Genomic DNA, 13,769 nt, shown 5'->3' on the forward strand with positions numbered 1-13,769 from the left:
TGTGTGTCGGAAACGGTTGCCCTAATTCAGGGTTAGAGCGGCAAGCGCGGGCTCATCCTCTGGTGTGCAGGTGGAGAGCCAACGGTCGATGGCATCGGACTCCGCCTGCGTGACCCACAGGTTGTATTTCTGTTTTACCGCCACCTGGCGAGCGACATACTGGCAGCGAAATGGTTTGTTGGCGGGTACCCAGGATGCGGCATCGCTATCTCGCTTTTGCTGATTAGCGGGACCATCGACGGCCAAGAGGTTGAGGGGGTCATTGGCAAAGTCCTGCCGAACCTCAGGTGAGAGCTGCTGTGCTCCCTTTTGCCAGGCGTCGCTCAAGGCCACAACATGGTCGATTTGCACGGCGGAAGAGGTGTCGCGGCCGCGCTGAAACTCAATCATCGTGCCAGTGTAGGGATCCAGTAGTTGCCCCGAAAGTACGACGCAATCGCGAGTATTTGGTTTGTACTCCTTATTAATAAGGTCACGATTCAAAATGTCGTTCCGCGTGTCACATCCGTTGTGGCCAAACTCGGCAGAGATGTCATCGCTCCAACGTTGCCCGAATTCGTCGCGCGCATAGCCGGTTTTCGGTGCGCGCCCTTTTATCTCCAGCTGGTTGAGGGCGCTACGGATGCCGTCGATAGGCGATGTGCCGGGCGCTGGGGTGCCGGGGGAGTCTGGGGTGTGGGGCGCTTCAGGAATCTCGGGCGCGGGTTCCGCTGGCTCGGGCGTAAAAGCGGGTGCCGGGGCCGGGCTATGCGACTGGCTCTCTGGAGTGGGGTCTATGGGATCCGTGCAGCCGCTGAGGATTGTCGCTGCGCCGATAAGGAGGGCGAGGCCCTGTAATGGCGAGCGGAAACGACGGTTGGCGAGCATGGAGCTAACCATAGCGGTAGGAGGGGATTGGGTATGGAGGGGGTTTGCTAAAGAATCGAACAACTGTGCGTGGATAGTGGGGGTGGTAGCTCGATTAGGGGGTTATGAGATTAAAACGGGTAGTAAAAGCCTGGTTTTATTCGGGCTGGCAGGCTGGTCCAGCTCCTTCGGGGGTGGGCAAATACAGTTAATTCCCTAAATACGTATTGCAATACGCCTAGATGAAAGTGCATTGTTAAAACAGTTGGAAATATAGATAACCCGTGTCCCCCAATTGGCACATTGCACCTATAAGGGGAAAACAGCCATGACAGCTAAGACAGCCATGACTCTGACCGAAACAGCGACCACATTGCCTCGTGGTCCTCAGAGGGAAGGTCTCTACCACCCGTCGAACGAACACGATGCGTGTGGCGTGGCCTTTGTTGCCGACATTTACGGTCGCCAGACCCATGACATTGTGGAAAAGGGCATTCAGGCACTGGTCAATCTCGACCACCGCGGTGCCGCCGGTGCAGAGAAGACCACCGGCGACGGTGCCGGCATTCTCATTCAGGTTCCGGATGCCTACTACCGCGCTGAGCTGAGCAAGGAAGGCGTTATTTTGCCGCCGGCGGGAACCTACGCCACTGGTATCGCCTTCCTGCCGCAGGCGCGGATGGCTACTCTCGATGCCATTCGGGCTATTGAAGACATCTGCGCTGAAGAGGGCATCGAGATCCTGGCATGGCGCGATGTACCAATCGACGCTGAAGGGCTCGGCCAGATGGCCCGTCAGGCTATGCCAGTGCTCCGTCAGCTCTTCGTTACCGCGAAGAACTACGAGGGGCGCCAGCTCAGCGATATTGATCTCGACCGCAAGATGTTCTTCCTGCGTAAGCGCTGCGAGCGTGAGCTGGGCGAACGGGGCGCCGGCGAGGGCTCTGGCGGCGACACCGTGTACTTCCCGTCGCTGTCCAGCCGCACAATTGTCTACAAGGGTATGCTCACTACCCCGCAGCTGAAGGATTTCTACCTTGACCTGCAGCAGAAGGAAGTTACTTCCGCGCTGGCCATCGTGCACTCGCGCTTTTCCACGAACACTTTCCCGTCCTGGCCGCTGGCACACCCGTACCGCTACGTCGCTCACAATGGTGAGATCAACACCGTGCGCGGCAACGAAAACTGGATGCGCGCCCGCGAGTCGCTGATTCGCTCTGGCAAGCTGGGCAATATCGACCGCGCGCTGCCGGTGTGCGACCCCAACGGTTCTGACACTGCGCGTTTCGACGAGGCCCTGGAGCTCCTGCATCTCGGTGGTCGCAGTCTCCCGCATGCGGTCATGATGATGGTTCCGCAGGCCTGGGAGCACGATGACAACCTCAGCCCGCAGGTTCGCGCGTTCTACGAGTACCACGCCTGCCTGATGGAGCCGTGGGACGGCCCCGCCGCTATCTGCTTTACCGACGGCCAGGTCATCGGTGCCACCTTGGATCGCAATGGCCTGCGGCCGGGACGCATTTGGGTGACTGACGAGGGCCTGGTGGTGATGGCCTCCGAAGCTGGTGTCTTGGATATCCCGCCGGAGCAGATTGTGCAGCGCACGCGCGTACAGCCGGGGCGTATGTTCCTGGTGGACATGAAGGCCGGTCGCATTATTGAGGACAAGGAGATTAAGTCCACGCTGGCCGCCACTGGGCCCTACGAGGAATGGATCAAAGAAGGCCTGGTCGACATCGCCGATTTGCCACGAGAGCGCTACCAGTACATGCCGCATGCCCGCGCGGTGTTACGACAGCGCGTCTTCGGCATCACCGAAGAAGACGTTGACCTAATCATCCGCCCGATGGCACTCACCGGCGCGGAGGGCCTGGGTTCGATGGGCTCGGACACGCCGATTGCGGCGCTGTCCAACCGACCTCGCATGCTGTTCGACTTCTTCTCGCAGCGGTTTGCACAGGTGACCAACCCGCCGCTGGACTCGCTGCGCGAAAAGTCCATCACCAGCATGAATACGTTGCTGGGGGCAGAGACCAACATCTTGGAGCCCACTGCCGATGCCGCCCGTCGTATCCGGCTAGAGCATCCAATCCTGGACAACCACGACTTTGTCACCCTGTGTCAGGCGGGCAAGAACGAGGAGTACTCCGAGTTCCGCGCCGAGGTCATCTCCGGCCTGTACCCGGTCGCCCGCGGTGGCCGTGGCCTGCGCAACGCTATTCGTCGTGTCCGCCGTGAGGTCTCCGAGGCCATTGACCGCGGTGCTCGACTGATTGTGCTGTCTGACCGTGAGTCCAACGAGCGCTTTGCGCCCATCCCATCACTGCTGCTGACCTCTGCGGTCCACCACCACCTGGTGGAGGAACGCACTCGCACGCGTGCCAGCCTCATCATTGAGGCTGGCGACGCCCGCGAGGTGCATCACATGGCCATGCTGTTGGGCTTCGGTGCCGATGCCATCAATCCGTACATGGCCTTCGAAACCATCGATGAGCTGCGCATGAAGGATCAGCTCGGTGATTTGACGCTGGATCAGGCCTGCTCAAATTACTGCAAGGCAGCCTCCAAGGGAGTGCTGAAGATCATGTCCAAGATGGGTATCGCCTCGCTGCAGTCCTACCGTGGTGCTCAGTTGGCTGACACCGTCGGTCTGTCGCAGGAGTTCTTGGACGAGTACTTCACCGGCGCTGTTTCTCCGCTGGAGGGCATTGGCCTCGACGAGGTCGCAGAAGATGTTGCCGCTCGCCACCGCAGCGCATTCCTGCCGCGTCCGGAAGAGCAAGCACACCGCGAGCTGGATCTCGGCGGCGAGTACAAGTGGCGCCGCGAAGGCGAGTACCACCTATTCAACCCGGAGACCATCTACACGCTGCAGCATGCGACCCGCACTGGTCAGTACGCGGTCTTCCGAGATTACACCAACAAGGTCGATGAGCAGACCAAGCAGCTGGCAACTCTGCGCGGCATGCTCGAGTTCGTCTCGGATCGCGAGCCGATCGACATTGGAGAGGTTGAACCGGTCTCCAGCATCGTCAAGCGTTTCTCCACCGGCGCGATGAGCTACGGTTCCATCTCCGCGGAGGCGCACGAGACGCTGGCTATTGCCATGAATCGCCTGGGTGGCATGTCCAACTCCGGCGAGGGCGGCGAGGACCCGGACCGCTTCGAGATGGAGGCCAACGGCGACTGGAAGCGCTCTGCCATCAAGCAGGTCGCATCGGGTCGCTTCGGCGTGACCAGCCACTACCTGTCCAACTGCACCGACATCCAGATTAAGATGGCCCAAGGCGCAAAGCCCGGCGAAGGTGGCCAGCTGCCACCGAACAAGGTCTACCCGTGGATTGCGGAAGTCCGCATCACCACCCCGGGCGTGGGCCTGATTTCGCCGCCGCCGCACCACGACATCTACTCGATCGAGGATTTGGCGCAGCTCATCTACGATCTCAAGAACGCCAATCCGCGCGCCCGCATTCACGTGAAGCTCGTCTCCGAGCAGGGCGTGGGTACCGTCGCCGCTGGTGTTTCGAAGGCGCATGCCGACGTCGTGTTGATCTCCGGCCACGATGGCGGCACTGGTGCCTCGCCGCTGACCAGCCTCAAGCACGCCGGTGGTCCGTGGGAGCTGGGGCTCGCTGAAACCCAGCAGACCCTGATGCTCAACGGGCTGCGCGACCGCATCCGCGTGCAGTGCGACGGTCAACTCAAGACCGGTCGCGATGTCGTGGTCGCGATGCTGTTGGGCGCTGAGGAGTTCGGTTTCGCCACCGCTCCGCTGGTGGTGGAGGGCTGCGTCATGATGCGCGTCTGCCACCTGGACACCTGCCCAGTCGGTATTGCCACCCAGAATCCGACGTTGCGGAGCAAGTTCACCGGCCGTGCCGAGCACGTGGTCAACTTCTTCACCTTTATCGCCCAGCAGGTCCGTGAATACCTCGCTGAACTGGGTTTCCGTACCATCGATGAGGCGGTCGGACATGCCGAGTGCCTGCGTCCGCGCAAGGATCTGGGCAACCTTCCGCGCGTCGCAAAGCTTGACCTGGAGCGAATCCTGCACGTTGCCGAAAGCCCCTTCTTTGCGGACCAGGATTCCTACTGCACGAAGACGCAGGATCATGGCCTCGAGGGTGCGCTGGACGAGCGTCTCATCGACGAAGCGCAGCCGGCCCTGCGCACGGCGCGCGCGAATGGGTTGGCGCCGACGCCAGTGGCGCTGCACCACGCCATCAGCAATGTGAACCGTTCCGTGGGCACGCGGCTCGGGTACGAAGTCACCAAAGTCGCAGGTAAGCATGGGCTTGCCGACGACTCCATCGTCGTCAACCTGCTCGGTTCCGCCGGTAACTCGCTGGGCGCGTTCCTGCCGGCCGGTGTGACTATCAAGCTGGAGGGCGATGCTAACGACTTCGTCGGCAAGGGACTGTGCGGCGGGAAGATTGTGGTCCGACCTTCACGTTCGGCTCCGCCGACCGCGGATCTGGCTACCGACACCATTGCCGGCAACGTCATTGGTTTCGGTGCCACCAGTGGTGAGATCTTCGTCCGCGGCACTGTCGGTGAGCGCTTCTGCGTGCGTAACTCCGGTGCTACGGCCGTGGTCGAGGGCATCGGTAACCACGGTTGTGAGTACATGACCGGTGGCCGCGTCGTAGTGGCGGGTCCGGTAGGTCACAACTTCGGCGCCGGTATGAGTGGCGGTATCGCCTATCTGCTGGATAACGAGGCGACGCGGGCGAACATCAACACCGAGCTGGTCGACATCGTGCCGCTGGGTGATGAGGACATCAGCTGGCTGGAGGCCACGCTGTCGAAGCACCGCAAGCTCACGGGTTCCAAGACTCGGTTCCCGGCTGCACAGTTCATCAAGATCATGCCGCGTGATTACGCCCGAATTCTCGACGTAGTCGCGAAGGCAAAGGACAACGACGCTGACATCAACGAGGCAATCATGGAGGCAGTAAGCAATGGCTGATCCGAAGGGTTTCATGAAATTCCAGCGCGAAGAGCCTGCTCATCGCCCGGTTCCGCTGCGTCTGATGGACTGGAAAGAGGTCTATGAGGAGGCTAGCAACGGGCAGGTGCAACAGCAGGCGACCCGCTGTATGGACTGTGGCGTGCCGTTTTGTCACTCGACCTGCCCGCTGGGCAACATCATTCCGGAGTGGAATGACCTGGTTCGTCAGAACCGCTGGCACGAGGCTTTCGAGCGCTTGCACGCCACCAATAACTTTCCCGAGTGGACCGGTCGCCTGTGTCCGGCTCCGTGCGAGGGCGGTTGTGTGCTCGGCATCAACGACGATGCGGTGACCATTAAGAGTATTGAGCTGGCCATCGTTGAACGCGGCTTCGATGAGGGCTGGGTGCAGCCGATTGTGCCGACTTTCGACACCGGTCAGCACATCGCTGTTATCGGCTCCGGTCCGGCGGGCCTTGCTGCAGCACAGCAGCTGACTCGCGCCGGGCATGATGTCACGGTCTTCGAGCGTGACGACAAGATCGGTGGTCTGATGCGCTACGGTGTACCGGACTACAAGATGGAGCAGCGCTTCCTCGACCGTCGCCTTGAGCAGATGGAGATTGAGGGCACCGAGTTCCGCACCAACGTCTCACCGACCGCCGCTGACCTGGCCGAATTCGACGCGGTTGTTCTAGCTACCGGTGCGTCACTTGCCCGTGACCTACCTGTCGATGGTCGTGACCTCGAGGGCATTCACCAGGCTATGGAGTACTTGCCGGGCGCCAACCGCGTTGCCGTAGGCGAGCTCGACACCCCGCCAATTGATGCCAAGGGCAAGAAGGTTGTCGTCATCGGTGGTGGCGACACCGGCATTGACTGCTTCGGTACCGCGCTGCGCCAGGGAGCGGTGTCCGTCACGCAGTTCGATATCCGTCCGCGGGCTCCGAAGTCCCGTGCGGCGTCGACTCCGTGGCCGATGTATCCGCTGGTCTGGCGCGTAGCTACTGCCCACGAAGAAGGTGAGTACACCATCACCGGTTCCGAGCCGCCAGAGGTTACCGAGGCGCTCGGCCTTAACGCTCGCGTCACCGGTGAGACGCTGGGCAAGCGCGTCTTCAACGTCAACACCGTCTCCTTCCACGGCGAGGACGGTCACGTGACCGGTCTGTCCGCCAACGAGGTCGAGGTCATCGATGGGAAGCGCGTGCCCATGGAGGACACGGATTTCGAGCTCGATGCCGACCTAGTTCTCATTGCTCTGGGCTTCTCCGGCCCGGAGCGCGGGGGCCTGCCGCATGAGCTGGGGATTCAGTTCAATGATCGCGGTGTGATGATGCGTGACGACGACTACCTCGCCGTGCGCAGCGACATCGAGCAGAACTTCGACGGTCCGGTGTTCGTGGCCGGTGACAATGGCCGTGGTGCCAGCCTAATCGTGTGGGCTATCGCCGAAGGCCGCGCCTGCGCCGAGGCCGTGGACCAGTACCTGATGGGCGAGTCCAACTTGCCTCGCGCGGTGGAGCCAGAAGACGCTCCAATTAAGTTGTAAACCCTGGTTTAGTTCACCACTATGTCGCCGCGTGCTCCCATTTCGGCATGCACCATCTGGTGGTCAACAAAGCGGTACGTGCCCGGCTCCGGGAATTCGGCCTCAACATAACCACCCTGCGCGGCACCGAGGTCAAGGGCTTGGGCGCCGCCCACGCCGTCGTCAAGCAAAAGCGTTCCCTCTTTGTACACGCGATGGAACTGCGTACCGACGATGTGGAAGCTCGTGCCCTTGTTGGGGCCTGCGGCCAGTAACCAGAAACGTACCGTCTCACCTGCGCGAATGCGGATGGGGTGGGTGAGATACTGGTCGGGGTAACCGTTGAACTTGTAGATATCCGGATCCTCGGCCATGACCTTGTCGGCATCGGGGCCGGCTTCGCCCCAGTAGCTTTCGGACTGCACCAGAAGAACTTCGTGGTCGACTTCTGCGAGGCTCGGCGGGTCAATGATGACCGCACCGTGCATGCCGGCAGCGATGTGCATGGACATGGGCATGGTTGCGCAGTGGTACATCCAGATGCCCGCCCGGTCGGCGCGGAAGCGGTACTCAAGCTTCTCGCCAGGGGCAATGTCTCGCATCGGCTCATCCGGCGAGACAATGCCCGCGTGGAAGTCGATGGAGTGACTCATCGTGCCATCGTTAATGAGCGTGACGACGAACTCGTCGCCCACCTTGCCGCGCAGGGTTGGCCCCAGCGGTTTGCCGTTGAATACCCAATGCTGCTGCTCGACGCCAGGGGCAGCGTAGCCGGTGAACTCGCTGGCTCTCAGGGTGACGTGGTGGACTGTAGTGTCCTCGGCGGGCGCCAATATTGGATTAATGGTAGGGGAGTCTGGGCCGGGTTGCTCGCCGACATTCCCGAGCGCACCGGGAGTGGCATGGTCAGCGTGGTTGCCACGTCTGGTGTGGTGTGAATGATCAGTGCTACCTGTATTGACCGTGAGCGTCATGCCCATCTGGCGGTGACCAGCAATGGTGCACCAGCCGTCAATGTCACCGGGAACAACCGGCACTTCAATGGTGGCGGAGTTGCCAGGGGCGACACGTCCGGTGTCCTCGCCGGTGGCCAAGCGCAGATCGTGGACCTGGGAATCAGCGTTGACCATGGTGATGACCAGGCGGTCACCGGGGTTGACCTCGATGATGTTTGGGGTGTACGTCATATCGTTGGCGGTAACCGTGACCTCGACGGTCTCGCCGGTGGGTGCGATATCGCCGGTGGTTTCAATGCTGCCCGTTCCGCCGCCACCGCTCAGCGCAACACCAATAGTCACTACCAGGCCCAATACAGCCAGAGCGGCGGTAGTTTGAGCACCGAGTCGACGTGCAGTTGCGTGCAGTTCGACCGGCTTCGGCGTTGCTTCTTTGTTGGCCCGTGCCTTCTGACTTTCTTTCAGCGCACCAATCTGAGCCTTCGCGGCACGACCGACAAGTGGCAGATAAGACACCAAGGCAAGGGAGACCATTGCGGAGACCGCCACTTTGGTCCAGGAAGGCAGCGGCATTAGCCACAGTGCCAGACCAATATTGATGATCGACCAGCGGAATGCGCCCGCGCGGTCAAGTTCCTTCATACCGGCAGAGACTGGACCAGCACCTCCGCCGATGGTGGCGGGCAAGAGTTGGCTCATCATGCCGATAAGCAATTGTGCGCCGAAACCGAATACCAGCGGCAGCGTAAGGGATGAGATTACGAAGCTGCCGTCAAGCGCCTTGACTGTGGCAACTGTGAGTGTGCCGATCAGCCAGACGGCCGCAGCCGCAACAGACAGCGCCGGGTAGCTGAGGCGGTCGCGGGGGTCTTTAGCGACAGTCATGACGTTGTGCGCCCACGGAATGGCGGCTATAACCCAGCCGATAGTGATGATGCCAAGGCCGACGGAGGCGAACCAGTTGAAGCTGGTCAGTGCACCGATTGTGGTAGTCGCGATACCTATGAGCTGTACTGCTAGTGCCAGCTTCGGGCGGGAATGCGGCGACATCTGGGTTCGCCACAGCGCTGGGAACATGGTGATGAGCGTGCCGCAGGCCGCGAGCCCGAGGAAGCCAATAAGGTTGATGGCTTCATGTGCCAGTAGGAGGTCGTCGTGAAGCGCTTCGCCCTTCGGAGATGCGAGGATGGCGCCGAGCGTGGCGCCGATCGGCAGTAGGCATGCCGACGCGACGTAGTACGCAACGGAGATGGCGAATGGTCGATCGCGCTTCGCTACCAGGTCGCGTCCGAGGGAAATCGCATGCCATGCGACGGCGACGCCGACGACCGCCGCGCCGGCCGTGGTCACTGGCCACCAATCGCCCAGCTTGCCGACGACCGTTGCGACAATGCCCGCGTTGAGCAGGTAAATGTTTGCTAACTGAATGTGCCGATTGCCATCGGGCACATCGATTTTCAGTAGTTTCTCGGTGAAGTGGCGGCCCCAGATAAGGATGGAGTTAGTGACGGCGCCGAGGGTAAAGAGGTGCACCAACAGCCAGCGCCCATCGGTGACAAATGGGTGGACTAATGCGGCCACAATGATGGCAGCGAACCACCAGCGCACCGGCATACCGGCCTTGCGATGCCAGGACATGCGGTGACTCTTGCCAGGTTTAGAAGGGGGTTTGGTTGTGGGGGCTTGGGGCTCTGGTGTGGCGGGCGACGACATATATCAATAATACGCATACCGGTTGCGCATTTAATAGGGGTGCATGTAAGAGTGCTTTTATTTGGGCAGGTCTTCGCCGTTTTTTTGTAGGCCTGTCAGAACTGTGTGGTCTGCTGTGTCTGACTCATCCGGTTTTGAATCAGCATCAGGGTAGCAAGCAATAGCGTCATCACCGTTAGAACTGAAACGGCAGTAATCAATGCAGCAAGGAAGGGCTTCCGGATGATGAAAGCGCGTGCCCGACGCGTTGATGATGTGCTCACGGGGGAAGTGTAACCCTTTTGTCAAAAACGATTGTTTGAGTATTCACGCAAATACTTCCGTGAATAAGCATCTCAATAAAGAGGTGATTTTGCATTAATTGGAATCGTCGGGAAGTGGTTACGTTAGAAGTTAGTTTGTATAGCTAGTTATATGAATGTAAACAGATTGAAGCTTCGGTAAATAGTTGGCGAAACATTGTTTTACCAGGGAGGATGACGGGTGGAAAGGGTGGCTTTTTGGCTACCCGAACGATGGGGTAGCCCTTTGGAGTAGAGGGCTGTAAATGTAGTTCATATCGCATAGTATGCCAAGCCTGTGGAACGCATTGTGCGTAGGAAAATTTAACCAGCAATAAAAGGCATAAGAATGTTTATCCGAGACTGGAAGCAGCTCGCCTGGTGTGTATTTGATGTACTCGCCTGGCTGGTTGCGCTGTCCGCCGCTAATGGAATCGTCCGCGGTGAATTGGTATCTTTCTCTGAAATATCAGGCACTAATTTTTTGGTTGTCGCTGTCGCCGTGGTAGTCATCGTCCTGCTTGGCCTGCTGCTCGGGGAGTACACCAACCCGCAACGCGTATGGCCCGGCAGTCGAACTGAAGATATTGTTCTGCTGAGCATCAGCATGGGCGGCGCTACCGCAGCCACTGGTTTGGCTCAAATTCTGAAGACCTTCCCGGAAATTGCGTGGTACGTTCCGTTCGCCGGTGGCTGTGTCGCAACTTTGGCAAGTATCTATACCCGAACTCTCGCTCGCTGGATTACCGATAACTTTGGCACCCGCCAGACGGATGATCGCTTGATTGTTCTCGGTGCAGGCCGTCGAGCCAAGTTTTTTATTAACAGCCTTACGGATTCCGGTATTTCCCGTGAGAACCGCTTCCACTTGGTTGGAATCGTCGATCCCGAAGAAAGCGGTGAGAACCATATTTCTCGTATCCATGGTCTCCGCGTGATTCGTGGCATTGATCAGTTGGGCGAAGTCGCATCGCGCACTTCGGCGCAGTCGGTCATCATTGCGACTAATGAGCCACTGTCCACTGAGTGCATCAATGTCCTCAACCACATTTGTGAGGAATCGTCCCTGCGCCTGCTTATTCTGCCGCCGGTGGAGGAGTACTCGCGCCACCGTGGTGCTGTCGCTACCTCGCAGGTGCGCGAAATTAACATCGCCGACCTCATCGGCCGCCAGCCGCTGCACCTGGATGAATCCAAGGTCGCTTCGATAATCCGCGGTAAGAAGGTGCTGGTCACAGGCGCTGGCGGTTCTATCGGTTCCGAGATCTGCCGACAGGTTCACCGCTTTGAGCCGGCAGAAATTATCATGCTGGATCGCGATGAGGGCGGCTTGCATGCCACTCAGCTGTCGCTGACGGGTTCGGCGCTTCTCGACGGCTCCGATACCGTCTTGGCTGATATCCGTGACGCGGAAATGCTGACGCAGATCTTCACCGAGCGCAAGCCCGATGTTGTCTACCATGCTGCAGCTCTCAAGCACCTGCCGCTGCTGGAGAGCTACCCTGCAGAAGCAGTGCAAACCAATGTCATCGGAACCCAGAACGTCCTGGATGCAGCCGCTGCGGCCAATGTTTCAACCGTTATTAATATTTCCACGGACAAGGCTGCGAACCCAGCCTCGATTCTGGGTGAATCCAAGCGCGCCGCAGAACGTCTGACTGCGCACATGGGGCAAACTCACGAAGGTGTCTGGGCATCTGTCCGCTTCGGTAACGTGTTTGGCTCGCGTGGCTCGGTCATTACGACTTTCCAGCGTCAGATTGAAGAGGGCGGCCCGGTTACGGTGACGCACCCTGACGTTCAGCGCTACTTCATGACCATTCCGGAGGCATCGCAGCTGGTGCTGCAGGCTACCGTTATTGCAGAGTCCGGTGAGACTCTGGTGCTGGAGATGGGTGAGCCGGTCAAGATTGCTGAGCTGGCGGAGAACCTTATCAGGCTCCATGACGCAGACGTAGAGATTGTCTACACGGGTCTTCGCGAAGGTGAGAAGATCTCCGAGGACTTGGTTGATGACCGCGAGGTTCCCAAGATTGGTGATCGTCATCCGCTGATTACTGAGGTACGTGTTGAGCCGGAACGGCTGAATTCGCGGATTCTCCCGTGCACACATAATCACGATGCTGCACGTCGTTGGCTTGCAGAGCACGGTGGGGCGCAAAGCAGTATTGCGGCGTATCCCGCTGGTGCACAATCACTTGCAACCGCTAGCTCGAAGGCAAAATAGTTAGGATGACTCCCCACCGTGACAATCACCAGCTCCTCTAACTCCGGGCAGCTGGCGCAAAGAGTTCGAACAGTTGCGACGATTTCGGCAGCTTCAGCGCTGGCCGCAATCGTCGCTTTTGTGGTCAGTATTCTTTCCGCGCGAGTGCTGGGGCCCGCCGGTCGAGGCGAGGTCGCTACCGTTTTGCAGTTCGCCTATATTGTGGCGCCCTTCGTCGGCTTTGGGGCCGATCGGCTTTTGCTGCGCCGCGATGATTACGACCACGGTCTCATTCCGAGTGGTTTCGCCATGACTGTGGTCGCTCTGATTGCCTGTGCCATCGCAGGTGTCGTCTACGGACCGTGGACGGCAATGGCCGGCGTTGTCGCCTTGGTTACCGTGTCATTTTCCATGGTTCGTGCGATGGCTATCAGCCGCCATCGAGTGTCTTTCTTTGTCGCAGTATTCGTCGGTTTCCAGGGCTCAGTACTGCTGATTAGCACTGCATTGTATTTTGCAGGAGTCGAGGACTGGCGCTGGTGGGCTGCGGCCTATATCTTCCCGGCGCTGCCCCTGGCAATCTGGTCGCTAGCGAAGTCACGCAAACACACCGATTCCCGTGTTGGCGGAGTGGTAGAGACGGCTCGAACAAATGCCCCATTCATCGCATCGGGCCTGGGACCGCTGACGACGACACGCTTGGGGCGCGTTTTACTGCCGGCGCTGGCCTCACCGGCGTCGTTAGGCCTTTTCGTGGTCGTGGCTACGGCGACAGAGCCGCTGTATTGGGTCGCGCAATCGGTCGCCGATCAGCGCACCAGCGACCAGAGGGGTCGCGAACTCACCCCGTCTCGTGTGCTCCGACACCTTGGCATAGTCACTGCAGCGTACGGCGCGCTTGGTGCGCTCGGTGGTGTGGCACTCTACTTCCTCATCGTGCCGGTATTCGGCCATGAGTTTGAGCCTGCCCGGGAGTTGGTGCTGCCACTGACTATCGCGGCCGTGGTGCTCGGCTGCTACCGACACCTGTGCGGTGAAATTCTCGGCAGCGACAATCCCCGTCGAATTGGCCGAGTGGAGCTCATTTCCGCCGTTATCGCTGTCATTTGTTACCCGATTGGCATTCTTCTCGGAGACGCCCTCGGCCTCGCGTGGACTAGCGCAGTTGTCTATTTTGCAGCAGCCGTGGTTGCGGCAGTGGCGCTAATGCGGCCAACCGGAGGCCAGAAGAATCCATCAACTACCACCGAAGAACTCCCCGTCGACGTAATCGAGGAAAGCTAAA

Annotated in this window: 7 protein-coding genes; 4 read left to right on the forward strand and 3 right to left on the reverse strand. The window is 59.6% G+C overall.

All coding sequences use genetic code 11. The features are described from left to right. Positions 1-21: 21 nt before the first annotated feature. Complete coding sequence (locus HMPREF2614_RS01920; RefSeq protein WP_235191220.1) at positions 22-867, reverse strand: HNH endonuclease family protein; 846 nt, start codon at positions 865-867, stop codon at positions 22-24. A 325-nt stretch (positions 868-1,192) separates the two neighbouring features. Between HMPREF2614_RS01920 and gltB the strand changes: the two genes are divergently transcribed. Continuing rightward, the gene (gene gltB / locus HMPREF2614_RS01925; protein WP_070560015.1) at positions 1,193-5,815 is read left to right on the forward strand and encodes a glutamate synthase large subunit; all 4,623 of its coding nucleotides are present in this window, start codon (positions 1,193-1,195) and stop codon (positions 5,813-5,815) included. Beyond that, on the forward strand, positions 5,808-7,349 hold the full coding sequence (locus tag HMPREF2614_RS01930; RefSeq protein ID WP_049181232.1) for a glutamate synthase subunit beta: 1,542 nt from the start codon (positions 5,808-5,810) through the stop codon (positions 7,347-7,349). Before gltB ends, HMPREF2614_RS01930 begins: the two co-directional genes overlap by 8 nt. 8 nt (positions 7,350-7,357) lie before the next feature. On the opposite strand, the gene HMPREF2614_RS01935 is transcribed toward HMPREF2614_RS01930, so the two are convergent. Together HMPREF2614_RS01935 and HMPREF2614_RS11095 are read right to left on the reverse strand one after the other, a co-directional pair. Continuing rightward, complete coding sequence (locus HMPREF2614_RS01935; protein ID WP_070559967.1) at positions 7,358-9,922, reverse strand: multicopper oxidase domain-containing protein; 2,565 nt, start codon at positions 9,920-9,922, stop codon at positions 7,358-7,360. A gap of 170 nt (positions 9,923-10,092) precedes the next feature. Continuing rightward, the gene (locus HMPREF2614_RS11095) at positions 10,093-10,260 is read right to left on the reverse strand and encodes a hypothetical protein (RefSeq protein WP_168162088.1); all 168 of its coding nucleotides are present in this window, start codon (positions 10,258-10,260) and stop codon (positions 10,093-10,095) included. Between the two features lie 367 nt (positions 10,261-10,627). Here HMPREF2614_RS11095 and HMPREF2614_RS01940 point away from each other — a divergent pair, with 367 nt between their 5' ends. Both HMPREF2614_RS01940 and HMPREF2614_RS01945 read left to right on the forward strand, forming a co-directional pair. Continuing rightward, a complete protein-coding gene (locus HMPREF2614_RS01940; RefSeq protein ID WP_070559969.1) occupies positions 10,628-12,505 on the forward strand; it encodes a polysaccharide biosynthesis protein in 1,878 nt (625 codons plus the stop codon). An 18-nt stretch (positions 12,506-12,523) separates the two neighbouring features. Continuing rightward, entirely contained in the window at positions 12,524-13,768 is a 1,245-nt protein-coding gene (locus HMPREF2614_RS01945; protein ID WP_038627211.1) for a lipopolysaccharide biosynthesis protein, read from the forward strand. Position 13,769: the final 1 nt, after the last annotated feature.

This window comes from Corynebacterium sp. HMSC074C11 (assembly GCF_001809455.1).
Classification (GTDB): Bacteria; Actinomycetota; Actinomycetes; order Mycobacteriales; family Mycobacteriaceae; genus Corynebacterium; species Corynebacterium amycolatum.